Below are 25,318 nucleotides of genomic sequence, written 5' to 3' on the forward strand. Positions count from 1 at the left end.
CAGAACATTCATCAGGCTCTTTGTTTTCTTTAATTCATGCGTGGGACAAAACTCAAAACTGTTTGCGAAAGCCACTAACGTTCTTAAGACTCTTTTGCAATTTATTCTGAGCATTAGAAAATTCAAGCGAGTGAATATAGAAGCAAAAAGTCTTAAGAACGTAAGTGGCTCTAAGCAAACATTTCTCAAACATGTTGTCCCACGCATGATGACAAACCAAGAGCCTGATGAATTTCGCCAGATGACGGTTCATCTGAGCATATGGTCTCGGCCCCGGAGCCATCGGGCTGCATGGGGGCCAAGGCCATTGGAGGCGGAGCATTTGACAAACGAAATCCCGCCAGCGCTGATGAGAACGGCTGAGCGGGATTCTATTGTATTATGTGAAGTTTTTAGTTGGCGATAATCTTTTCGGGGGGCATGTACTTCATGATCATTTCTTCGAGGAATTTGCCGGGGACAGGTTTTGACATGTAATCATCAAAGCCCAGCTTAAGGTATTCGTCGCGCGCAGTCACGCCTGCGTTAGCGGTAACCGATATGCAGGGCTTTTTTCTGTTTGGATTGTCCTCAGAAGCTCTGAGGGCGTTCAGCATCTCAACACCGTCCATTCCGGGCATGTGATGATCTATGATAAGAAGATCGTATTCATTTTTCGAAGACATTTTAAGGCCTTCGTAGCCGTCTGATGCGGTGTCTACCGTGAGGAGAGTCTGTTTTAACAATCCCTTGAAAACAGTAAGATTCGTCTCGTTATCATCCACGATAAGAATGCGCCCGTTAGGGGAGGTGAACAGAGGTCGATAGGTCTCCTTGGTCCAGGGAAGAATTTCTTCCTGGAGCGCGTTGGATCCGATGGGAGCCCAATCAATTACCTTTTGCTTAACGGTAAAAGTAAAGTTGGAACCAAGTCCGGATTCGCTCTCCATCTCCAGCTTTCCTTTCATCAGGGAAAGAAGATTGCGAATGATGTTCATACCGAGACCTATGTTCTGCATGTTCAGTGATTTCCTGTCACTTAAGTGTTCAAAGGAGTTCGTCATGCGCTTTTTATCATTATCGGAGATACCGATACCTGTATCTACTATGGAAGAAATCATGGATATCGTTTCATCATCCAACTTTGTAAAATTGATGATCAGAGAGACTTTTCCTTCGTTCGTATATTTAACGGCATTTGACAAAAGTTTCTGATATACCTGGCGCAGCCTGACGACATCACCGCACAACCTGCGCGGCATGTCCTGATCTATCCGAACCTCGTAGGCCAGGCCCTTTGCTTTAGCCAGGCGTCTCGAGGATTTGATCGTTTCGTTGACCATTTGAGGAAAATCATATTCCGTCTCTGCAAGTTCCAGATTTCCTGAATCAATCAGAGAAAAATCAAGCAGATCATTGACCAGAGAGACTACCAGATTGCCGGCAACATGTATTTCGGAAGCCTGCTTTCGAATAGTGTCATCAGAGGTCTCGCGAAGAATCATCTCATCAAGTCCCATGATGGAATTGACGGGAGTTCGAATTTCGTGTGACATGTGGGACAGGAATTTGTTCTTTGTTTTTACAAGACTCTCGGCCGTCTTTTTCTGCCTGTTGATTAAACCGGCATATAAACTGAAGACGATGATAAGCGTGATGATAATCAGACCATTTTCAATCGTACTTTCTTTCATCTGTGAAACTTTAATTATAGTCATTTGTTCATCAAGAAATGCATCAAGATGTGCCTTTTCTTCCGGAGTTTGACTTATTCCGTTTTGATCAAAAGCATGGTTGTGATAGTCCTGGAGATTTTCCACTACAGTATTTGTGGCTGTGTCCGTAATCTGTCTTGTCCAAACCGAAGTGGTGAAGAAGATCAGAAACAGAAACATTATCCATACAACAGTGGAACTACCGAATCGCCACTCGTCATCCTTTCGACAGATGTAGCGGAAAAAGATGAAACCAAGGACGCTCCAGATAACAAGAATCAGGTAGGACTCCGTGGAAAGAGTTGATACTGATGAAAAACTGGGAATAATGAAGTACATAAAGAAAAAGACGGAACAAAGCATTCCGATTGTGCCGGTAGCTGTAACTATATAATTTTTCTCATCCTTTGATATTTTGAAAGCTACCAGTGAAATATAAAAATACGCAATTGAGGCGCCTATTGAGCTTATATCCACGATCCAACCGATAACACTTCTTCCGAGGAAGGGGATAGGTAATGAAATAAGAACGATAAACGGAATAATATTCTTGGAAATGTGTTTTTTGTCGGAATGTCCGAACCAGGAGGGGAGCATATTCTGTCTGTACATGGACATCATGAGCCTTGAGAGTACAAACATGTTGCCGAGGATTCCTGTGAACAATGCCCCTACTATTGTAAGAATGAGAAATCTGATACCACTTTTTCCAAGGATTGTTTCTACTGAATTAAAGACAGGAATGCTATTGACTCCGGTGAATCTGCTAAGGTTATTTATATATGAAAACCAGTCTCCATATGGCTTTTTGGGTGCAGATGCGGCAACGAGTGTGAGGGCAATATAACAAAAAGCACTGAGTAACACAGAAACAATAATAATCGGAAGACATTTTTTAGTTGAAAAATTGAACTCCTCCGAGGCGTGTGAGATGGACTCAAAGCCAACAAAAGCCCATGGAGATAGCGCAATAATATTCATCATCCCAAGGAGCGGTATTTTGCCGGGGGGATAATAAGGCACTATATTGAAGCCGTTTTTCGAAAGATGAATAACTGCAGCTATGAAAAAAATGATGATTCCCGCGATCATTATTAAGGCGCAGACAGTCTGTACAATACCGGGAATTCTGTTTCCGGCATAGCAAATTCCGCCTATTAGAAGTATTGCAAAGATGGACAGGAGAGCTTCGCCTAAATATACATCGTAGCCTGCAATCTGATAATGGAAGCCGAATTGAAATTTTTTTCCCATGAAATATCTGAAGATCAGTGGGAGTGCCGTGGCATTTGCCCAGGCGATTGAAATATAAACAATCGCAAGGAACCATGAGCAGAGAAATCCGTGATCATAACTAAGATTCGTTCGGACATAGGTAAATGCTCCGCCTGCATCAGGTGAGTGGTTTATCATAAAATGATAATTGACGCCGATTATCAGCATAATTGCAGCGCTGATTAGCATGCTTATTATCGTACCGAGTGGCCCGGCTATGGGAAGGAAAGTCGTCCCCGGCATAATGAAGGCACCCCAGCCGACAGCGCAGCCAAAGGAGATGGCCCACACATTTAGCGGAGACAGATTTTTCTGAAGCATTGATGCGGATTTTTTCTTGTTGGTTGGTTTCATTTCGATCACCATTTTTCTTTAAAAGATTCGACAATATCTGCATATTATAATTATCCACCAAGCTGATAAACCTATGATAAACTGAGCATTAAATATCGATAAAAAGTTTTGCGAAAAATGGTTGACAGAATGGTCTATTGCGAATAGACTATAGATATGAGGTCGATTTAGGATAGACTAACATAAAGGAGGATATCATGGCTGTAGAATTAGGGGAAGTTCAAATGCAGTTTGCAGAGCTTATCTGGGAGAAAGAGCCCGTGGGATCGGGCGAACTGGTGAAGCTGTGTGCTGATTCATTCGGATGGAAAAAGTCCACAACCTATACGGTTTTAAAAAAGCTCTGCGAAAAGGGCCTGTTTCAAAATGTGGATGGCACTGTTACATCCATGATTTCCAAAGAGGATTTTTATACGAAAAAGAGCGAGGAGTTTGTGGAAGAGACTTTTGGGGGATCGCTCCCTGCGTTTCTGGCTGCATTCACATCGAGACAGAAGCTTTCTAAAAAAGAGATTGATGAGATAAAGAAGATAATCGATGGGGCGAAGGACTGACAGTGACTTAATGAAGTTGATGACCGGTATTTGATTTGGGCTAGAGGAGAAGTGTGTATGGGGGCAATTTTTATCAGGATAATAGGGATGAGCGCAGCTGCAGTGTTTCTGATGCTGGCAGTAATTATTATAAGAATTCCGCTTAAGAAGGCGCCGAAATGGTTTATGGGAGTGCTCTGGGCGCTTGTTGCTCTGAGGCTTGTTATACCATTTCAGATTGAGTCGAAGATCGGATTTTTACCGGATATAGGTAATGTGATTGAGTCCTATGCCGATGGCGGAAGGAGTACAAGTTATAGGACAGAAGTTACAACCCATGTTTTTCAGGCTGATGGAGATGTTGGCAGTGATGATGCTGCAGGCACGGCTGAGGAAACTGTGAAAGAATATCTTCCGGCTGAGGAAATTACAACTACAAGTATAGGAAGCACAGGCACTTCGGGGAGTCTTTTGTGGAATGAGCTTTTCATAAGACTTCAGATGATCTGGCTGTTCGGAATGCTTCTTGTTATTGGCTATGCGGTGTTCAGTTTTGTTTCTATAAAAAAGAAGACGAGCGCATCTATAAAAATGGAGGGCGTGGACAGAGCATATATCTGCGACGAAATCGATACTCCGTTTATATTGGGAATAGTTCGTCCTGCAATATATCTGCCTTCGGGGCTTGACGGCGAGACCACAAGAAATGTTATCGCACATGAGAGAGCACATATCAGAAGAGGAGACCATCTCCGCAAGCAGTTTGGATTCCTTCTTCTTGCGATTCACTGGTTCAATCCGCTGGTGTGGATTTCCTATATTCTGTTCTGCAAGGACATTGAGCTTGCCTGCGATGAGAAGGTTATTAGCCGCATGTCACTCGATGAGAAGAAATCCTATGCGAATGCGCTTCTTCTTTGCAGTACGCATCAGAGGATGGTGCTTGCTTATCCGCTTGCTTTCGGCGAGGTTGGAGTTGGCACGAGAGTTAAGCAGATATTCAATTATAAAAAGCCGACCTTCTGGCTTATTCTTCTTCTGGTTGTAGTTAGCGGAGCGCTTTCGACTTGCTTTCTGACAAGTGCTGCTGAGAGCGATGTCGCTATGGCCGGAGCCGATGTAAGTGAGAATTCCGAATCCGAAAATGAAGCTGATTCGGTGACAGGGAGTACAGCCGATTTTGATTCTATAAATGATGCGAAGGACAGATTACTCAAGAATTGGGCCGATGCTTTTATTGCAAGAGATGCAGACAAGATTATCAGCTTTTCATCGGAATCTGTTCAGCAAAAACTAATAAGGGAAGGCCTGCTTTCTAAAGAAGATGATGGTGCCACCTTTGGCTGGTCAAGTCCCTGGCCTTTTGTTTCCACGCTTGGTAAGAGTGCTTTTTCCACATGCTATTTCACAGATGATTCCAAGACCGAGGCGGAGTTTCACTATCTGGCGACAGATTCCGAGCCCCATGTTTATGTATGGATAGAAAAGATTAAGATTGCGGAAGATGAGAACGGAGACTACAAGGTAGTCGAAGAGCATATGGACATCTACTATGAGATTTCATCCTTCAAGGACTTCCAAAATGCTTATTATTTGAACAGTGTCGATAATGAGTACATCGATTACGTGAAGAACGGCTTCGGAGAATATCTCAATCAAAATGCGAAGGAAGATAAGGATGGGCTCTACGCAAAGCTGTTTGATCCGGCAGAAGCTGCGAGATATCTTCTGAATCTCTCGGATGATGAATCGCTTGTTACCGTTGGCACAGGTGCTGATAATGGAGAAGGAGTAGTTGTTTCGGTCAAGTTCTTTAAAGATAATAAGTTCCTGGACATTCTGATGATACAGCCCTTTGGTGAAGACGGCATCTATGTGCCCAGGATGGATCTTCCGATAAGCAATTACGGTAAGCTGAGCTATCCGAATTATAATGATGAAACCGGATATGAGATTACTGAAGAAGATGGGGATTCAGCCGGTGATACCGATTCAGCCGGTGAGGGCGTGACGAATCTTCCGTACACTAAGGATACTGATGCCGAGACAGTGAATCTGCCTTATGAAGGCGACGTGGATTCTGCTGAATATATAGATGAGAATAAATCCGTACTGGATGGTGAGTAATGTGGGGCAGATTCAAGAGAATAAGAGCTATTATGAAGATATGGCGGGACGCAAGTGGGAATCTTGATATTCCTATATTGTGTCCTGTTTTTTATTGAAAGTTTTATTGAAATGCGTGCATACAACAATAAGTCGGCAGAGAATCACAGTGTTTGTTGTGAGCCTATTTAAATTTATGAGATTTGTTTGGGATGCCAAGATATTTGTAAAACTAAGATAATATGGGTACATCGAGAACGCCTGAATGCCAAGATTTTCAGATAATCAAGCATATTTGGGCTCGGAAATTTTAAAATACTACCAAGATAACTTGAAGAACTGAAAAATCTTGGTATGGAAAATAGTTGGCATTACCAAGATATTATTAAAAATGGAAATATCTTGGCATGAGGAAGATTCGGGAATACCAAGAAAAAGTGAAAAATAGAGATATCTTGGTTTAGAGAACAATGGGGAATACCCAGAAAAAGTCGGAAATCCAAATATCATGGCATGATCACAATAACATAAAAAATTTGTGACGACCTTTTGTAGGACAGCTAGTGATACTGTATATGGTGTTGTAAAATGGTGTTTGGAAGGTTTCCAGATATATCAAGGGTTTATCAATAATAGAACTATGAAAGCCCAGAACTGATGCTGATACTGGAATAAATAAGAAAATAGAATCAGCACGATACTCGAATACATATATTGGGAAGGACAACTATTTGACTACAGATTCCAACATACAGATTATTGTGGCGCTCAATATGACGCTTATATTGCAACTCCTCGGGGTGTTTTTTGCGGTGCTGGCTGATCCATATATAAAAAGAGAGCAAAGGATCAGTCTTTATACAATCTTAGGGCTTGTGACCTTTTTGCTTGTTGAACCGCAAATCAGCGAGGCTTATGGAGAGGTGCTTTATAGGAGTGCGCCGGGACTATGGAATACACTGATATCGGCGGCCGGTTATATTATGCGCACAATAGTGCTGTATCACTTTATAAAACTTACAGGAAATGAAAAAGGATTAAAGCTGCTGAAGATTCTCATTATTGCAAATGCGGCTTTATGCTTATCCAGCCTTTTTGCGCCCTGGGTGTTCTTCTATGACAGTGCAGGGCATTGGCACAGAGGACCGCTGAATTACATTATTTTTGTGGTGAGTTTCTTTATGGTGCTTTGGTTCGTGGCAGGGACCCTGATAAGATATCGTGGAATTAGGCACAGAGAGAGTATCGTACCGATTATCATTTCCGTTAATGTTGCAATTGCCGTTGCAATGGATCTTTCGCTGGGTTTTGGCCCCAAAATATCCTTTTTGACAGTGGCGATGACTGAGAGCACCGTATTTTTCTATATCTGGCTGCATCTCCAGTTTGTGCGCGAGCATGAAAATTCTCTTAAAGCTGAACAGAGAATTAAAATCATGATGTCCCAGATACAGCCGCACTTTTTATTTAACACACTCTCAACCATACAGGCGCTGACGGAGATTGATCCGGAGAGAGCGTCTAAGGTCATCGAGGAATTTGCGATGTACCTGAGGCAGAACATCAACTCGCTCAATCAGGAATCACTCATTCAGGTGAAAAAAGAAATAGAGCACACGAAGATTTATTCAGACATTGAGGAAGTGCGTTTCCCTTCCATAAGAATAGATTATGAGATAGAGGATGATGACTTTTTAGTTCCGCCACTGACGATTCAGCCGATGGTGGAAAATGCTATTCGTCACGGAGTAAGAGGTAAAAAGCATGGCTGGGTTTCCGTCAGCACTTTCCGTGAGGACGATTTTCATGTTATCTCTATTCGCGATAACGGTAAGGGATTTGATGTGGATAAGATGATTGAGGATAGCATGAACGGAGATCATATAGGAGTAAAAAATGTACGCGACCGTATCATAGATATGACGGGAGGAACCTTCGTAATTGACAGTGTGATCGACGAAGGAACATCCGTCACTATAAAGATACCGATTATAAGGGAAGATTTATGAAAGCAATATGTGTAGATGATGAGGAGCTGATTCTTTCAAGGACGGTTTCACTTGTTAAAAAAACAAAAAAATTCGATAATGTGGAAGCTTTTTCCAATGCACTGGACGCACTGAAATATCTTGAGTCCGACAATGCTGATTTGGCTCTTCTTGACATAGATATGCCTGAAATGGGCGGACTCGAGCTTGCAACCAATATTAAGGACAGATGCCCCAATATCAAAATTATTTTTCTGACGGGATATTCAGAATATGCTGTTGATGCGTATGCCATGCATGCGTCGGGGTATCTTCTTAAGCCCATCGGATATGACAGACTTCTCTCTGAGATTGAGTATGCGCTGGGACCGTCTGCTGCAGGAGTGACCGCTAAAGACAGCGAGAGTAAACCTTCTAAAATCAAGGTTGAGACTTTCGGATTTTTCAATATTCTGGTCGATGATAAACCGGTGGTTTTTAAGAGATCGAAGGCAAAAGAGCTCCTTGCATGTCTCGTCGATCGCCGCGGACAATTCATCTCCCGTAAGGATTTGTTCTACATCCTTTGGGAGGACGACGACTACGACAGGGCTAAGCAGAAGTACTTTGACACGATTATAAGAAGCCTCAAGGATACTTTAGAGGAGTACAATATATCGGACATCTTTGAGACTCAGCCCGGGCTTATGCGAATAGTACCTGAAAAAATCGACTGCGACCTGTACCGGTTTCTGGATAAAGATAAGGAAGCAATTGACAGCTTCAGGGGAGAGTACATGAACTCCTATACCTGGGCGAGTGCAACCGAAGGATATCTTGACGACATTTTGTAGGACAGTCGGTGATATAGTTATTACAACATTAAGATTTCCGGTGAGGGGGAGATTCTAATGCGACGATCAGACACACGGTGGCTGATCAAAGTACAAAATGTTTACGAAAAAGAAGAGGCGCGGCTTAGGCCGCGCCCTTTCGTTTTTATATAACTTGTAGTTGCTATATGAATCCTCAGCATTCAAAGCCAGATAATTCCTGGAGTCTTTTGACATATTAAACGCAGCCTTATAACTTTGAAGCACCGCGTCCTTGCTGTAAGTCTCAGGAAGAGCAGCATATCCTATTGAAAACATAGTCTGGTAATTGTAGTTATAAGAGTTGCTTCTTGGATAATATCCCTTCAGCACATCCTGATTCAAAAATTGCTGCAGTGCGGATGTCCAGTCCAGCTCAGCGGTTTTTTCGTCGGTATAACTAATCTTTGCTCCGATTACAACGGTATAAGTATGGTTCGGAGTAAGACCTCTCAGCATATAGTTGCCCTGGTAATCGTTCAGGCGATACTGCTTTTTTCCGATCATAGCCTTTGCTGCTTTTAAGGCATTATCTTTTCCGTTTGCCTGGTCCCCGTAGCGCCGAGAACAGGAAGTTCCTTCGGCTTTGTGGAAGTGCAAACTCTTCCGAGAGTAATATTGCACATAGAATATGACGGACTGCCGGGTGCGTATCTAAAGTAAATAAGGGCACTATGTGATACATACATAGCGCCCTGGGAATTCTCAATATAATGATGTTACTTTACTTTAATCTTCTTTGTCTTGCTCCATCCTGAGTAAACTTTCATGCCATAAATATTTTTATAGCAGCGGATGCGGACGAAGTATTTTTTTCCGGACTTAAGCTTTTTGATCTTTGCAGAGCTCTTGCTTCCTGCAAAGGTTTTCGTTTTTGCATCTGAAAACTTCTTGTTTGTAGCATACTGAATTTCATATTTGCTGGCGCCGGATACCTTGTCCCAGCTTATGGAAAAACTGCGTTTGCCCTTGGCAAGGGTGAAGGAGTCTACTTTTTTCGGAGCCTTTTCGGAGCTTTCTTTCCCAGAGTTTTCATTCTTCGAACTTTTCATTATATAAAACATAAACTGTTTGGTACCGGTGAAATTGCCCTTTCCGGTTACTATTGCATAGGCATAGCCGGGCTTAACATTGTTCGAGTAGGAAACAGTGTAGTCAACGCCGTTTACTAAAGGTGTTCCATTATAGGTCAGAGACACATCGGGTGTCACAGCGCTTCCGGTGGCAGTTTGCGCAGGAATTGATTCACTATCGACAAAGTACATATTCACGGGATTAACTGTAACAGGTATTGAAAAACGGCTTCCGTTAGAAAGGGAACCATCTATGGTTGCTGAGCCTGCATTTTTTCCTTTAAGAGTCGACTTGTCAATTTCAATAAGGTAGCTGTCTGAAACGGAAAAGCTGCTGATGGGCTTAGTCTGAATGGGACGATATATCGATTCATAGAAAACAGCCTCCTGAACCTTGGACAGATCGTAAGTTTCGCCATAGTCCAGACTTATACGTGAGACGGAAGTTCCGCTTTTTATTTTTGATGAAAGGCAATCCACATTTACGGCCTGTGTACTGTTGGTAGCGGGGGTAGCAGCCGTGGATACTGTGGGACTTCTGAACTCCTGAACCCAGTAATGGGTGCCGTTTCGGATGACATGACCGACAGCTACGCAGGTAAATCCTTGTCCCAACATATTTCGGCGGTGTCCCTGTCCTTCGTAAGGATCATCTGTCTCCTGCCATGCCCGGAATACTGAATCAGCTGAACTATAGCCGTAGGCTATGTTCTCACCCGCATACATATATTGGCTGTATGCAGAAAAGCATTGACTACCATTTGGCCTTGTGTGCTCAAATAAAACGGATATCTCCATAGCCCTTTGCATAGCAGTTTTCTCAAGATCATAATCATACACGAGGTTAGAGAGACCGGTGTAGCGGACCTTCTGGGTGTTACTTTCGTTCCATGCCCATGCCTCGGAACCGGTCCTGAAATCATTGATTGCCTTCAGCATATTACGAGCACTCGTCTGCTCGTAGGTTCCCGTAACCTGATAGGTCACGATGGACTCAGCGTGCACGGGTATAGGTGAGGTCAGTGCTGATGAAACTGCCATCATCGTGACCATTGCTGTAGAGATTATCCGGGCAGATAGTGATTTAATTGTGAAAACAGATTTTATATTCATATAGCCTCCAATAAGCTTTTATCAGTCTTTCAGAGTATAGCATATAACAACATCAGGTTTGCAACTTTTTTCATGACTGATCTGTATAGATAGTATAAGAGAAATAATTGTATTTTTGCCTGTGAAAATGTATCATAACCATAGTAGATATATGGGGATATCTATTGTTTTATGTATGTTTTACGGAGGGAATTTTATGTCAAAGATTTTTGTTGGGAAATGTCCTCAGTGTGATGCGAATGTATATCAGGAGGAGGGAGAGCAAATAGCAAAGTGCTATTATTGCGGGTCAATTGTCAGTGCGCTCCCTAAGGCCGATACACCATTAAAATGCGTTACCATTGAAGCGGAGGTAACAAAGCGAAGAAAATCTGCTGAGACTAACAGTAAGATTGCACTTGGTCTTGTAATAATGCTCGGCATTTTGTTTGTGGGACTCGGTGTTATGCTTAGTGTTCTCGGAATAAGCTATGCAAAGGAACGCCTTGTTGCTTCCAATAAGAAACAGGAGCCTGCAACTATCAGTAATTTTTATGATAAAGCGGATGATTCTGACTTGGATTATGATGAACCGGTAGAGCTTCCTGATGTTGCTACCAATCAGGACATTGAGACAATTATAGAGGAGGAAGCACCTACGGCGGCTGCACCTTCTGAGGCTTCGGACGGATCCGTTCCACAGTACGGCGACCTCACGGTGAATGAGTGCAAGGCAGTGGAGGATGCGAGATTTTATCTGAATTTATACAGCTTTTCCAGAAGCACTTTGATGGAGCTTTTATCAGAAGGAGAGGATGCGAAGTATACAGAGGCTGAGGCCAGTCACGCTCTTGACTATATGGAAGAGAATGACTTCGTGGATTGGTATACACAGGCTATGCTGGCAGCCGAGGAACTATTGGAGATATATCCTGATTACACTAAGAAGCAGATTGTATATTTGCTGACAACCGGATCACAGAGATACACACAGAAAGAGGCTGAGTTCGCGGCAGATGCACTCGGTATAAAATAAATCACGTCATTGACGTGTGGTATAAAAAACTGTATATTAAAACAGTTGGCAGAAGTGATGGAATTGGCAGACATGCAGGATTTAGGTTCCTGTGCCGCAAGGCGTGTGGGTTCAAGTCCCATCTTCTGCATAAGCCCACAACATCTAGTGTTGTGGGTTTTTTACCCCATTTTTTACCCCACATAATGAGATTAGAATTTTACAACACGATTAAGGATATAAAAAAAGCAGGTTTATCTTTTTTAAGAAAAACCTGCTTGAATTATTTATTGTGCTAATAAATCCACATATTTTAAATCTAGGGATACTTGCTCACCTTTTTCGTTAGTGAGTGAGTTTTTAGTCTCTGTCATGCCTGTAAAAGTGCCATATACAGTAACGATATCATTATCCAAAACTTTGATGTAATCTGGATCGTTTTCATCTCTGTTATCCATTATCCAAACACATTTATCGGAATCCATTCCATAGTATTTTGCATCTTGCAAATTTTCCGACCATCCATCATCTACTGACTTTTGGGCTTTTTCCATATCAAATGCGTATGTTACGAAGTATTTCTGGTAACCAGAAAGTAAGCCACCTTCTCTTACATCAGTTACATAGCAAGTAAAATAGAAATTCTGTCCTATATATTTTTCTGGTTCGCGAGCTATGTCCTTGTAGTTGAGTTCAGAACAAGAAGCTATGAATTCATCTTTTGTCATAGAAGGTTCTTTATCTGTGCTTTCGCTTTCCGCGGGCTCACTATTTTCTTCGGATTCAGAAACAGTTTCTGCGTTATCTGTGCTTTCCTCAGATTCTGAAACAGTTTCTGTGCTTTCCTCAGATTCTGGAGCAGCTTCTTCGGTGGTTTCATTACTTGCTGTATCTGATTCTTCATCAACTTGCTTGGAAGAATCAGCTTCTTTAATAGATTCTTCTTCACTAGTAGATGTAACATTGGTTTCATTGTTGGTAGTACTGCTAGACGGAATAGCCCAAAATAGTAACATCAAGCAGCCAATAACAATAGCTGCAATCGTTAATCCATGTTTATGAGATTTGTCTTTATCTTTAACCAAATCTATGATTGCAAGTATAATTCCTATTAAAGCAAGTGGACCGAGAAATGAAAGAACAAATGCGATTATTCCTAGCGCGGAATGTTTTTTCTTTTTAGGAACATTTTGTGGATTTGTAATGTAGGTTGGTGTGGAATAATTGACTCCTGTAGAATAAGTTCCCCCTACTTTTGGAATTGAGTCTTGTTGATTAGATGTTGTTTGTTGGGGCTGCTGCAGATTTGAGCCGCAATAAGGGCAAAAATTGCCTGTTATATCAGCACCGCATTTTGGACATTTCATAGTTGTTTGTCTCCTTAAAAATAATAGTCATATTCTTAGGAATAGAATATGCTAAGCCAACAGAAATTATAATATATATTAATAAAAAAGGCACAAATTAATCTCGAAAAAATTTTAAATAATTAAATGGGTAATTAGGCATAATGGCTATATTATTTTTAATTGATTCATGGCTGTTTGTTTTGTGCTATCCATAACATGACCATATAAATCCATACTCATTTTTATTGAGGTATGTCCTAACAATTCCTGTAGTGTTTTTGGCGCTATTCCAGATTCTATACATCTTGTTGCAAAAGTAGCTCTAAAAGCGTGCATTGTGAATGGCTCGATTTCAGCTTTTTTACAGATTCTAAGCATCTCTCTATTTGTTGGCGCTGATACAATTAAGCCGCCCTCTGGAGCGGTGAAGATGGGCTGATGTATTGAAATAACTTTATCGCCACGCAACATGCGGTTTATGTACCTTTGATGTTCTAAGATTTCTTTGATTGCATCATTAAGCGGAATATTACGTGAAGCTTTTATGGTTTTTGTGGTTTCTCCTATCGTCATATTGCCTGTTTCAGCTTTTGTTAGTGTGCGTCTTACATGAATAACACCATCATAAATATCTGATTCAAATAAAGCGCCGATTTCTCCAACTCTCATTCCTGTATTGATCGCGAATCTATAGATATCATAATAAGCTGAGTTTTCAGCCATTTTAAAGAATCGTTCGGTTTCTTCTATGGTTAGCGCTCTATGAAAAGTATCTCTTGCTTCTGGAGTAGTCCTTTTAAGATTCTTAACCGCTATACAGGGGTTATAATCAATACGTCTTTCTTTATATGCATCACTAAAAAGATGGTTTAAAACAGCTAATTTATCATTAACGGTCTGTTCTGAATTGCCGCCATCTATCAGCGCACGTTGTACCGCTCTTAAATCGTCTGGAGTAATATCTTTTAGCTTTAACTCTCCAAGTGTCTTATTAAGGCAATCAATAACGATATCAGCGCATGATTTAAACTGAAAATACTGACATCTAAGAGTAGCTTCTTTTACTGTTCCCTGTCTTGAGTCCATCCAACTTTCATAGTATTGATTAAGTGTCGGAGTATCATGTTTTTTCTTGCCATCAATCAACTGATTCTTTTTTACGCGCTCCTTTTCTTCAAGTTCTGCTTTGTTGTGACCGTAGACATAATATCTTTTTCCGTCGTACATAAAAGATTTTTTATAAAGTCCATCAGCGCGCTTTTTAAGTTTACCCATAGAATAATCCCCCTTTACTTTTTATTGGCTTTTGCCGCTCTAATACCTAAAGCGTAGCCATATTTAAATGCTTTGAATATAGCGACGTAAATATCACCCATAGACTTTATTTCAGAAGCTAACAAATCTGCCTCTTTGGTATTCATGCAATACCTATCATCAAGTTTCACTTCATCAATGATTTTGTTCATATTTCTTTCCATTTTTGACTCCTTTCGCTTGTTTGTCTTGTGTTGTGATGTCTTACGCATGTCTGTGTACACATACCATATCATTTACAAATATCGGTGTCAATTCCGTGCGCTGTCTGCTATAGTTATTGGAGTGAGGTGAATTATGGCTTTTGATAAAAACAAGTGGATGAATGAGTATAAAAAGGACACTCTAAAAAGAATCCCTCTTGATGTGAAAAAAGAAAAGTTCATAGAAATACAGGAACATGCCCAGAATGGCGGCGAGTCTGTAAATGGTTTTATTAAACGTGCCATTGATGAAACTATGGAGCGCGATAATAGCCGTAAATGATAGCTTACGATTATTCTATAGAGATTTTTTTATCGCGCCTAAAATGGGCAAATATCGCTAAATAAACCCTGTATGTCTATGCCTATATTTTGGTATACTTTTTTCTGAGTGGGGTAAAGAATGGGGTAAATCATTTCTAACATCAGTATTTATGAGGATTGTTAGTTTATTTATTATTTTCCATCACCGTTTTTATAGTAATAAACCATGATGCAGTATTAGATTATCTGATACCACATCATGGTATTTTTATGCCTGTCTATTTAGATTAGTGAATGCCTAAAATGCGGCGCTCCTCACGTTGTGCTTGCTCTAAAATGCTTCTTGCTTCTTGGATCATGCCCTCATAATAATGCTCTTGATACCATCTAAATTTTTTTAAATAGCGTTCATAAGTTGCTTTATGCATATATCTTGGGCGGTCTGGTATGTAGTATGGAAAATCAAACGGAATAGCATCTTTACAAGTCCAATTTAGTTTGTCTTTAGCAAATTGCATCCCTTTGTCATAATAGTCCATATAATCGCTATGTTCTCGTTGTGTGGAGCGATAGTTGAGCCGCGCACATTTACGGCATATAAAACGAGCGGTGTTATAATTTGCGTATAAAAATCTATAATTCTTACCGCAGTAGGGACATACAAAAAATGTCTGCTCGCCTGTAATATTACTGATAGTTGTTTTTTGAATCCTTATGGCGTCACGGAAAATGATATATTCATTCGTTTCCGTAAATAGAAAATAAGCACTTACGTTTCTTGTTGTACACCTTAAAGCACCGTTCTTAAGGCTGAAACTATCTGCTGAAACAGATTCTTCTATTGTGCCGTGAGTTTTAACAGGCTTTGGATATTTTCGCATTTTCATCCTTTCTCTTTTTTGCCCTAAATACATGTTGAATCTAATGTTTTTTTCACAAAAAAGTTTTCTTGGAGTGCTCGTAATATTTAAGCCATGAATAAAGCTGTTACAATTCTATAGTAGATGGTAAATATATATATGTGCGTCTTATAGGACGCTTGAAAACACATTATCTTTTGTAGAGAAGTATGTCCTATAGAACATATATAGTTTTGATATGGTTAGGATTATATGTTCTATAGGACACTTGATAAGCCTTTAATAAGTCTTATAAGACATACCGTAGATTAACTACCGCGCCAACGGTCAGAATATCTATATATGTTTTTCTTCTTGTGAGCCTTTCCGCTTACGACCTTATCAATGAATCCAGATTCTATAAGTGCCTTCATGTCGTTATAAAATAAGTGACTTGATTTTGGGGTATAGAGTCCATATTCGACAGCGACATCAAAGTTAAAGTAAAATAAATCATCACTATCTAACTCGGGTACATCTTTGAAATCATGGCGTGGTTTATGCTTTCCTATCCATTGAGCTTTACAATGTATATATAAATCCCTTTGCCGCGGTTTTAAGCTTTTATATGCATTAGATTGAAGCATGGACTCTGATATTCTGGTAAACGTATCTGCCATAAGAGCGCCGTGAATACCTACAAACTTTGTACCGACTCCTTCGAATGATTTCATTTGAAAATCATTCTTTTTCCTTTTTGTCATGTTCCTGTACTTCCTTAGTATTCTTCTTTTCTTTTTGCTGTCGCTGTGCTTCTTCTACCAATTTGTTCCAACGCTCAAAGCTCATAGTCATCTCCTAGACAATCTAGTCTTAATTGCCCTTTAAACTGTGAATCGTATCTTTTGATGATCTTGTTAGCCTTACGGATAGTTTCGCCTGTTGTCTTAAGGCGGCGCTTTACAATCCTTACATAATCTCTTAATTCATCCATTGTTTCGGCTATAAAATAGCCGTTATTATTGGCACAAATCAGATAACCGTGTTTTCTTAGATGCTCGATAGCTCTTTTTCTGTCCCTTTCCTCAGTATTGGCGAGGATATCTAATTTTGTACCACTAATAGGATTTTCATGTCCTTTAGGAATAAGATTTAAGATTCTTTCATCAAGATTCATGGCTATCCTCCTTTCTGGCTTCGTCTGCTAATGCCTTATCTAATGCTTCTGCATCAAATCTAACAGCGCGTCCAACATGAACAGTTATTCCTTTACGGTCAAATTTCATAAGAGTGCTTCTGCAAAATCCTGTTCGCTCTTGTGCCTGTTTATAAGTTTCATAATTCTTCATCTTTATTTATTCTCCTTTATGGTTGTATTTGTAAGGTTTTCAGATTGTGCACAAATCTGTTGTTGTGTGTAGGATACTCTGTTAAAATCGGATTGTAGAGTCCGATTATAAATCTTTTTGGAGGTAAATATGGGTGATTTAGGATTTATAAATCCCAATTTTGATGAAAGGCTTGCTTTTCTCTATAAATTGAAAGGAATAGATATAAATGAAAGAGCAATTTCAGCAGAAATTGCAAAAGAGTTTTTTGAAAGAAAAATTGTCTTGTACGATGAGAAGTCTGGAAAAACAAAATACCAACAACACAATGATTTAGCACGTCAATTAAGAAAACATCTTGAAAAATCTGGAAAAATTCCAAATACTGTATGGATATTACGTTATCAAAAATTTTTTAATTGTTCCGCAGATTACTTACTTGGTCTGATTGATGCTCCGACTCATGAGATTAAAAGCATTAAGGAACTAACTGGATTAGATGAAAAATCTGTTGAAGAACTGCAATATTGGAATTCATCAGATGAAATAAAAACATTTACAAATGAAATTATTCAAAATACAGAGTTTCATACACTATTTGAACGATTGTATAGACATAAATGCTCATTACTGCAAACATGGTCTTTTGATGATTCAATCTTAGAACGAGATAAGAATATCGCTGTATCTGGATATTATGTAAATGAAGCATTGACTTTATTATTGGAAAAAATGCGAAATACTTATAAAGGAAAGCATGTAAACCCATATTTGCACAAAGAATAATATATAAACAGTAAAATACCCAATTTTTACCCCATACCTACCCCATATATAATCAAATATGGATAAAAACCTATAATATGTGATAGATTTACATTACTAAAGTGATAGAAAAGAAAAGTCAGTATTCATCGAGTGTTAACATACTTCTGCATCACTCTATGAATACTGACATATATATAGTAGGAAAAAGTCCCATCTTCTGCAGGAATAAAAAGCCACCGACTCGAAAGAGGAGGTGGTTTTTTATTCCTGCAGAAGATGGGCTCCAATATATACTTTTTTCTATTAACAATTCCTTTCTATTTATGATATATTAGAAGTCCGGCCTAAAAATATAAGGATAAAATAATTAAGGGGAACTAATATATTATGAACGAACGTGAATCACTTGGCAGCAGAATGGGATTTATTCTGCTTTCGGCGGGCTGTGCCATCGGAATCGGAAATGTGTGGCGCTTCCCGTACATGGTTGGAGAGTATGGCGGTGGACTTTTCGTAATCGCTTACATATTTTTCCTTCTGGCTCTTGGTATTCCGGTGTTGACAATGGAATATGCCATCGGAAGATCCAGCAGACTCAGTATTCTTCCGGCATTTAAGAAACTCGAACCCAAGGGGGCGAAGTGGCATATCTACGGATACTTTGCAATTGTGGGAAATTACCTGCTTCTTATGTTTTACTCGGTTGTGTCCGGATGGATTTTGAGATATTTCATTTTTGCGGTGATGGGCAAATTTGACGGACAGACACCTGATGAGATAAACACAATTTATTCTCAGATGATGTCCAGTCCTAAAACGCTCATCTTTTTCATGGCGCTTACCATGATCATAACCGTATCCGTGGCATCCATGGGACTTAGAAACGGAGTTGAGAAGATAACGAAAATCATGATGGTTGTGCTTATAGTAATCATGGTTTTCCTTGGAATCAGGTCACTGACTCTTCCCGGAGCGCATGAGGGCGTGAAGTTTTACCTTCTTCCGAATGCTGCGAATGTGAAAAAAGCAGGCCTCGGTAATGTGCTTTACGGAGCGCTAAATCAGAGCTTTTTCACACTGAGTCTCGGAATCGGAGGCATGGAGATATTCGGAAGCTATATCAAAAAGGAGCGAAGCCTTGTGGGTGAGGCTATGATAGTTGCAGGCCTTGATACCTTTGTGGCTATAGTTGCAGGCCTTATCACGATTCCCGCCTGCTTTGCATACGGTGTTTCACCGGACAGCGGACCGAGCCTTATCTTCCTGACACTTCCCAACATTTTTGCTACGATGAAGGGCGGCAGAGTGATAGGCAGCTTTTTCTTCCTGTTCATGTACTTTGCGGCGCTGTCTACCATGATCGGAGTGTTTGAGAACGATGTCAGCTTTTTGATCGATCTTTTCAATATAAAAAGAAAGAACTCGGCGCTTATCGCGGGAGTGCTTATAACTATCGGCTCAATTCCGTGTGCTCTCGGGTTCAATGTACTTAGCTCATTCCAGCCGCTTAAGACAGGAAACACTGTCATGGACCTTGAGGATTTCATTGTAAGTAATCTTCTCCTGCCTATAGGATCTCTTATTTGCTGCCTTTTCTGTACTATGAAATTCGGCTGGGGATTCGACAATTACATTGATGAAGTAAACGGAGGAAAAGGCTTAAAGCTCAGTAAGAAGCTTAAGTGGTACTTTGTGGTAGTGCTTCCGATGGTGCTTCTGTTTTTATCGGTGTACGGACTAATGAGTTATTTTAAGAAGTGACAATATAAGAAAAATACAAAAAGAACGTATAAAATTTAATTTTTTGTGCATAATACCTTGTTTTATGTTAGAATAGGTTTTGCGTTTTTCTATTATTGAGGGGACAATAATACACTAATGGAGGGAAGTATGAAAAAAGAAAATTTATTCAAGAGAATTGTGGCTACAGTTCTCACAACTGCTATGGTTGTAGGTGCAGCTGTAGTATCACCCGCATTTGGAACAGATGTCCACGCAGAAAACTTCACGGAGACAACACTTCAGCTGTTTGCAAACGCTGAGGACGGAGCAAGTGCACCGGCATTATTTACAATGCCTTGTAAGCTTGAAGAGGAAGGTGAAAACGAGAGAGGTTATGCAAAGGAAGCAAAGGGCTATTTCAAGTTTACATTAGCTCAGGATGCATGGGTATATTTCACCAGCTCAACATCTTCTGATCGTGATAAGCAGTCACTCAGTTCCCGTACTAAAATCTATGGAGATCCTAATTTCTCAAATCAGGTTGCTGAATTTGAGGATCCTTACTTTACAGATGCTAAGAATGATACAGCATTCCTGAAAAAAGGTACCTATTATGGTTATGTTTACGCACATTGTGATAACTGGGATTATTTTGAAGGTAACGTAAATGTTATTGGTTACGGTGTTCCGATTGCAAGTTGTTTCCAGATTAAACAGAAGAAGAAGCACAAGAAGACAATCGTAACAATAAATAATGCTCTTGGAAGATTCAGCAAGTATATGCAGTGCGTTCCTAAGGGAGTTGGCAGCCAGTCACTTTACAATGACAGAGTTTGGAAGGATGAAGGAAAGTGGCACGGTGATGACAAGACTAAGGTGCTGGATTGCAACGAGAACGATCAGTTCACCTTCACTGTAAAGAAGAAGTCCAAGAAGTATACAGTAATGCTTGAGGATATCAATGGTAAGAGATACCAGAAGACCTTCAAGGTTAAAGTAAAAAGATAATATCGTAAGATAAGTTAATGGGCTGCCGGTTTGGCAGCCCATTATTTATTTTCGCGCTCAAGCTCTGTAGGAAATATAATTTTTTCTTAATTGAATTAAGGGACATACAGAATTAAAATTAAATATAAGGAAATACCATACTAAGACATAAGGAGGGAACGGGCCTATGAAGCTTTGTTTCATCGGTGCAGACCATGAAGTTACCGGCAGCTGTCATTATCTTGAAATTGGTGATAAGCATATTCTTGTAGATTATGGTATGGAGCAGGGGAGAATATCCTTCGAGCATGTGGACCTGCCTGTGAGTGAGGCAGAGATAGATTATGTTTTCCTGACGCATGCGCACGTTGATCACTCCGGAAATCTTCCGCTTCTATATGCAAGAGGATTCCGCGGGAAGATATATATGACAAGGCCCACAGCGGATCTGTGCAGCATCATGCTTCGCGACTGCGCGCACATCCAGATGCAGGAGGCTGAGTGGAGAAAGCGCAAAGGCAAGAGGAATAAGGAAATTAAGCAGATAGAGCCGTTGTATACCATGGAGGATGCAGACAACACGCTGCGTCACATCATTCCGTGCGACTACGATAAGAAAATCGAAGTCTGCGAGGGTGTACAGATAAGGTTCACAGATATAGGTCATTTGCTCGGATCTGCCAGCATCGAGGTGTGGCTATCTGAAAAGGGCGCCGATAAGAAAATCGTCTTTTCAGGAGATATCGGCAACAATGATCAGCCGCTTATCAAGGATCCTACTTTCACATCAACCGCGGACTATGTTGTCATGGAATCGACCTATGGTGACAGATATCATGGCGAAGAGAAGCCTGACTACGTAGGCGAGCTTGCGGAGATATTAAACAGGACCTTTGCGAGGGGCGGAAACGTGATCATTCCTTCCTTTGCAGTTGGAAGAACCCAGGAGATGTTATATTTCCTTCGTATTATAAAAAAAGAAAAACTTGTCACGGTTGTGCCTGACTTTCCGGTATATGTGGACTCCCCGATGGCTGTTGAAGCGACAGAGGTTTTCACTGACCATGCAATAGAGTGCTATGATGAGGAAGCGATGGCACTTGTGAAAAATAAGATAAATCCCATATCCTTCCCGGGGCTTAACCTTGCGATTACAACAGAGGAATCCCGCGCGATAAATGAGGAGGAGACACCAAAGGTTATCATCTCAGCGTCGGGTATGTGCGAGGCGGGGCGTATCAGACATCATTTAAAACACAATCTCTGGAGACCGGAATCCACAATCCTGTTTGTAGGCTATCAGTCCATAGGAACAACGGGACGCGCGATCATTGACGGCGCGGATGAAGTAAAGCTCTTCGGAGAAGTTATTGATGTCGAGGCGGAAATCTGCAAGATGACCGGTCTCTCCGGACACGCAGACAAGGGAGGCCTTATCAGATGGATTCAGGGATTTACGGAAAAGCCGAAGAAGGTATTCATAGTTCACGGTGAGGATTCGGCATGTACTTCCTTTGCAAATTGTCTGAAGGATGAGTACGGATTTAACACCTATGCGCCTTACAGCGGAACCGAGGTCGACCTTATTTCAGGTCAGATAATTAAGGAAGGGGTTCCGAAGGCAGCAGTCAAGAAGACCAGCAAGGTTGTATCTGACGTATTTACAAGACTTAAGGCAGCAGGCGCAAGACTTACGGCGATTATTGCAAGAAGCGAGGGTATGACCAACAAGGACAAGGCCAAGTTTGCCGACCAGATTCTTGCACTTTGTGATAAGTGGGAGAACTGAAAGAAGTATATATGTTAAACAAGAAGCAGGCGCACGGGAGTGCGCCTGTTATCATTATTTCTTTATATAAGGAATGCTTAGTCATCGCCCCATATTTCTATAAATTTATCAAATCTGGGCAATCGGATTTTTAATCTGCCTCTTGAATCCCCATCGACTAAGTGTTTGTTTATCAATCTGTTTCTGAATACAGGATATGATGCCGCATTTTTCATTTGGGATTTGATGTCTTCGGCTTTTCCGTCTTTGGTTTTGTATAAACATCTGACTACTTCTTTTTCACCATCTGTCAGTGATTGCCAAATCAGGTCATATGAATCTTTGAACAAAATGCGTTCATAATCAGGTATGAGGTCGTCAAGTGTTTCATCATCTTTCTTGCTAAAATATAGAGAACCTAATACCTGATATGCATAAGCATATTCACCTGAAACGGATTCTATTCTTCTGGCTTCTTCTGAATCAATTCCCAACAGTTTTTCATACATATAGGCGATATCAAATTTGTTCAGGCCTTTTATTTCTCGTGAATCAGCTCTCTTAAAGAATGTAAGATTCTTTTCTGATGAAAAGTCTTCAATGTTTTCTGATAATCCTGTAACTATCAGGTATATCTGTAGTCCCTCCAACTGCATTGAACCAATCATTGACAAAAGACGGACCATTTCAGGGGTTTTTGAAATATCATCGATTCCAACGAGAACCTTATATTTTTTTTCGTTCGCAATGGTAATCATTTTTGTAAGTGTCGCTTCCTCAGAATAAAAATGCTCATTCTCTGTATATGATCTCGAAACATTAATGGATTCTTCTCCTGATACTACTGCGATATTACCTTTTGCAGATGTGGATGAACTAACAGCTGTTGTTATATTCTTGGAATTGATAAATTTTTCCAAGCTGAGCTTTGAAATAAGCGTCGAAACGGCATCACCTGAAGATGACAACGGATATACCAGCCATCCCTTATCCTCTTTAAGTGTGCGAATTACCTTGCTATATTCTACTGACTTGCCTGAACCGCGCAGTCCTGTAATCTTATATACATATTTGGCGGAGTCATCACTTCTGAAATTCTCTATTATTTCATCAGCTATACCATTGTCAATATAAGCCTTTCCGGCAATTCCGGGGGTTCTTGTGAAAGGATCAATTTTCTTGTTCATGATACTCCACCTACTTTCAATATTTGTTTTTGATTAAATCGTGTTGCATGTTATGAATTGTTACTAAATTTTATTATTTGTTATTATTTGTTATTATTTGTTGCTATATGTTATTATTGTTTATTGTTTGTTATCATTTTATTCTGCTTTTTATTTTTAGTCAAACGCTAAATATTGTGATTTTCAAAGATTAATAGTCTAATCCTAGTATTTGTGGTAGAATATATGAGGAGTTTTATTGTAAATTCATAGAATCCTTCTATGAGATATATGCAATCTACGAGATTGCAAGATTTTTTATGTGAGGTGAAAGGTATGAAAAAAGGGATAATTGCAGCGCTTGCATGCGCTCTGTTTATTACGGCAGTTCCGCTTACGGCAAAAGCCTGGACGGGAACTCCCATCAGGGGATACGACAATCAGGAAAATGCTACTCCTCTGACAAATGGTGAGGCTTATTTTGAAGAAGCCATCATTGAGGATAAGGGATATTACTACAAGTTCAACACAGGAGCTCAGGACGGAGTTAGTCTGGTGAGCCTTGAGTCCGTTGTTGAGAACAGCACAGCCAGCGGTCAGTTCACGGCTAAGATCCTTGACAGATATGGAAGCGTTATTTCTCAGCAGACAGTTGGCGGAGCAGGTGCGGCATACAGAAATGATGCCGGCGGAAGAGCACTTGATATCATGTTCCCGCTCAACGGACTTGCTAAGAATGAATGGTATTATATTTGCCTCAGCGCAAATGATGGCAACGCAAGTGCAAGCTATCCGATTACCAACAGACTTTGTGTTAAATTTGTTTCTTTCCTTCCTGCTGAGGGATTTACCATGAAGCATGAAGGCAACAAGCTGAACTTTAGCTGGAGTAACGTTCAGAAGGCAAATAACTACAGCACACTTAGCTCTTTTGACGGTTTCTGTCTTGAACTTTATGCAGATAATGTAACCAAGATCAAGGAAATCGGAAACGGCGGTGCTACATCATATTCACTTTCCACAACAGATCCCGATCTTTTAAGTCTCGGATATCCGGCAAAGGGCGTTCGCATAAGACTCGGCTGCATTCAGAAGTATCGTTCTGCTCTTGAGCATACGGTTACTACAACTAATTGTGTTTATTCCAACACCATATTTGTTACGGAAGTAGTTAAGAAGAAGACAGCATCAGCAGTCTCAGATTATAAGTATGAAATTACAAGAGTTGCCGGTGACGGATCAGGAACAGTTAAGCTTCTTGGTTTCACAAAGGCAAATAACAACATCAAGAATGTGAAGATCGGCGCGACTGTAAATATTGATGGTACTACATACAAAATTACCGAGATAGATCAAAAGGCATTTGCCGGTAATAAGAAGATTAAAACTGTAGAGATCGGCGATAATGTGACCAAGATCGGAACAAAGGCATTTGACAGCTGTACAAGCCTTAAGAAGATTACCTTCAGAACAAGAAATCTCAGTTCAGTCGGCAAAAATGCATTTACCAACATAAGCAAGAAGACTACAGTACTCAGCCCCGATTCAAAGCTTAGAAAGAAATACAAGAAGCTTCTTAAAAAGAAGATCGTCGGCGGCGTTAAGTACAAGATTATCTAAGAACTGTTT

Annotated in this window: 22 protein-coding genes and 1 tRNA gene; 12 read left to right on the forward strand and 11 right to left on the reverse strand. The window is 40.4% G+C overall.

Features of this window, described 5'->3' with window-relative positions:
• Positions 1-392: 392 nt before the first annotated feature.
• A complete protein-coding gene (locus G630_RS23745; RefSeq protein ID WP_081667952.1) occupies positions 393-3,335 on the reverse strand; it encodes an amino acid permease in 2,943 nt (980 codons plus the stop codon).
• 182 nt (positions 3,336-3,517) lie between these two features.
• On the opposite strand from G630_RS23745, the gene G630_RS0113750 reads away from it, so the two are divergent.
• The 4 genes from G630_RS0113750 to G630_RS0113765 all read left to right on the forward strand — a co-directional run bounded on the left by G630_RS0113750 (position 3,518) and on the right by G630_RS0113765 (position 8,783).
• Entirely contained in the window at positions 3,518-3,877 is a 360-nt protein-coding gene (locus G630_RS0113750; protein WP_091822932.1) for a BlaI/MecI/CopY family transcriptional regulator, read from the forward strand.
• Positions 3,878-3,934: 57 nt separating this feature from the next.
• A complete protein-coding gene (locus G630_RS23750; protein ID WP_026498917.1) occupies positions 3,935-5,983 on the forward strand; it encodes a M56 family metallopeptidase in 2,049 nt (682 codons plus the stop codon).
• Positions 5,984-6,693: 710 nt separating this feature from the next.
• On the forward strand, positions 6,694-7,971 hold the full coding sequence (locus tag G630_RS23755; protein WP_026498918.1) for a sensor histidine kinase: 1,278 nt from the start codon (positions 6,694-6,696) through the stop codon (positions 7,969-7,971).
• A complete protein-coding gene (locus G630_RS0113765; protein ID WP_026498919.1) occupies positions 7,968-8,783 on the forward strand; it encodes a response regulator in 816 nt (271 codons plus the stop codon). Before G630_RS23755 ends, G630_RS0113765 begins: the two co-directional genes overlap by 4 nt.
• Positions 8,784-8,849: 66 nt before the next feature.
• Here G630_RS0113765 and G630_RS0113770 read toward each other — a convergent pair whose 3' ends face one another.
• Complete coding sequence (locus G630_RS0113770) at positions 8,850-9,308, reverse strand: hypothetical protein (RefSeq protein WP_155829290.1); 459 nt, start codon at positions 9,306-9,308, stop codon at positions 8,850-8,852.
• Positions 9,309-9,520: 212 nt separating this feature from the next.
• Positions 9,521-10,987 carry a CAP domain-containing protein gene (locus G630_RS0113775; RefSeq protein WP_022762420.1) on the reverse strand — a complete coding sequence of 489 codons (1,467 nt, stop codon included), beginning with the start codon at positions 10,985-10,987 and terminating at the stop codon, positions 9,521-9,523.
• A 196-nt stretch (positions 10,988-11,183) separates the two neighbouring features.
• On the opposite strand from G630_RS0113775, the gene G630_RS0113780 reads away from it, so the two are divergent.
• Both G630_RS0113780 and G630_RS0113785 read left to right on the forward strand, forming a co-directional pair.
• Positions 11,184-12,002, forward strand: coding sequence for a hypothetical protein (locus G630_RS0113780; protein WP_026498920.1), 819 nt, complete (start codon positions 11,184-11,186; stop codon positions 12,000-12,002).
• Positions 12,003-12,050: 48 nt separating this feature from the next.
• Positions 12,051-12,132: transfer RNA gene (locus G630_RS0113785), tRNA-Leu, on the forward strand.
• A gap of 136 nt (positions 12,133-12,268) precedes the next feature.
• Here the strand turns inward: G630_RS0113785 and G630_RS0113790 are convergent.
• From G630_RS0113790 to G630_RS0113800, 3 genes are all read right to left on the reverse strand, one after another.
• On the reverse strand, positions 12,269-13,348 hold the full coding sequence (locus tag G630_RS0113790) for a zinc ribbon domain-containing protein (protein WP_026498921.1): 1,080 nt from the start codon (positions 13,346-13,348) through the stop codon (positions 12,269-12,271).
• A 147-nt stretch (positions 13,349-13,495) separates the two neighbouring features.
• Positions 13,496-14,605, reverse strand: coding sequence for a tyrosine-type recombinase/integrase (locus G630_RS23760; RefSeq protein WP_049946223.1), 1,110 nt, complete (start codon positions 14,603-14,605; stop codon positions 13,496-13,498).
• A 14-nt stretch (positions 14,606-14,619) separates the two neighbouring features.
• Entirely contained in the window at positions 14,620-14,808 is a 189-nt protein-coding gene (locus G630_RS0113800) for a hypothetical protein (RefSeq protein WP_026498922.1), read from the reverse strand.
• Between the two features lie 133 nt (positions 14,809-14,941).
• Between G630_RS0113800 and G630_RS0113805 the strand changes: the two genes are divergently transcribed.
• Complete coding sequence (locus G630_RS0113805) at positions 14,942-15,130, forward strand: hypothetical protein (RefSeq protein ID WP_026493080.1); 189 nt, start codon at positions 14,942-14,944, stop codon at positions 15,128-15,130.
• A gap of 268 nt (positions 15,131-15,398) precedes the next feature.
• Here the strand turns inward: G630_RS0113805 and G630_RS0113810 are convergent, their stop codons facing one another.
• The 4 genes from G630_RS0113810 to G630_RS0113830 form a co-directional block, all read right to left on the reverse strand.
• On the reverse strand, positions 15,399-15,998 hold the full coding sequence (locus G630_RS0113810; RefSeq protein WP_026498923.1) for a hypothetical protein: 600 nt from the start codon (positions 15,996-15,998) through the stop codon (positions 15,399-15,401).
• 281 nt (positions 15,999-16,279) lie between these two features.
• Positions 16,280-16,714 carry a hypothetical protein gene (locus tag G630_RS0113815; protein WP_026498924.1) on the reverse strand — a complete coding sequence of 145 codons (435 nt, stop codon included), beginning with the start codon at positions 16,712-16,714 and terminating at the stop codon, positions 16,280-16,282.
• A gap of 74 nt (positions 16,715-16,788) precedes the next feature.
• Positions 16,789-17,127: a hypothetical protein gene (locus G630_RS0113825; protein WP_026498925.1), complete on the reverse strand. Its 339-nt coding sequence runs from the start codon at positions 17,125-17,127 to the stop codon at positions 16,789-16,791.
• Positions 17,117-17,299, reverse strand: a complete 183-nt coding sequence (locus G630_RS0113830) for a hypothetical protein (protein WP_026498926.1) — start codon at positions 17,297-17,299, stop codon at positions 17,117-17,119. The genes G630_RS0113825 and G630_RS0113830 overlap by 11 nt, the downstream gene beginning before the upstream one ends.
• A gap of 129 nt (positions 17,300-17,428) precedes the next feature.
• Here G630_RS0113830 and G630_RS0113835 point away from each other — a divergent pair, with 129 nt between their 5' ends.
• From G630_RS0113835 to G630_RS0113850, 4 genes are all read left to right on the forward strand, one after another.
• Entirely contained in the window at positions 17,429-18,064 is a 636-nt protein-coding gene (locus tag G630_RS0113835; RefSeq protein WP_026498927.1) for a hypothetical protein, read from the forward strand.
• Positions 18,065-18,433: 369 nt separating this feature from the next.
• On the forward strand, positions 18,434-19,807 hold the full coding sequence (locus G630_RS0113840) for a sodium-dependent transporter (protein WP_026498928.1): 1,374 nt from the start codon (positions 18,434-18,436) through the stop codon (positions 19,805-19,807).
• A gap of 129 nt (positions 19,808-19,936) precedes the next feature.
• A complete protein-coding gene (locus tag G630_RS0113845) occupies positions 19,937-20,776 on the forward strand; it encodes a hypothetical protein (protein WP_026498929.1) in 840 nt (279 codons plus the stop codon).
• A 166-nt stretch (positions 20,777-20,942) separates the two neighbouring features.
• Entirely contained in the window at positions 20,943-22,544 is a 1,602-nt protein-coding gene (locus G630_RS0113850; RefSeq protein ID WP_026498930.1) for an MBL fold metallo-hydrolase RNA specificity domain-containing protein, read from the forward strand.
• A 77-nt stretch (positions 22,545-22,621) separates the two neighbouring features.
• Here the strand turns inward: G630_RS0113850 and G630_RS0113855 are convergent, their stop codons facing one another.
• Positions 22,622-23,710 (reverse strand): type I 3-dehydroquinate dehydratase, encoded by a 1,089-nt coding sequence (locus G630_RS0113855; RefSeq protein WP_026498931.1) that lies wholly within the window; start codon positions 23,708-23,710, stop codon positions 22,622-22,624.
• 315 nt (positions 23,711-24,025) lie between these two features.
• Here G630_RS0113855 and G630_RS0113860 point away from each other — a divergent pair, with 315 nt between their 5' ends.
• Positions 24,026-25,309: a leucine-rich repeat protein gene (locus G630_RS0113860; protein ID WP_026498932.1), complete on the forward strand. Its 1,284-nt coding sequence runs from the start codon at positions 24,026-24,028 to the stop codon at positions 25,307-25,309.
• Positions 25,310-25,318 lie beyond the last annotated feature (9 nt).

The organism is Butyrivibrio sp. WCD2001 (assembly GCF_000424485.1).
In the GTDB taxonomy this organism is placed as follows: Bacteria; Bacillota; Clostridia; order Lachnospirales; family Lachnospiraceae; genus Butyrivibrio.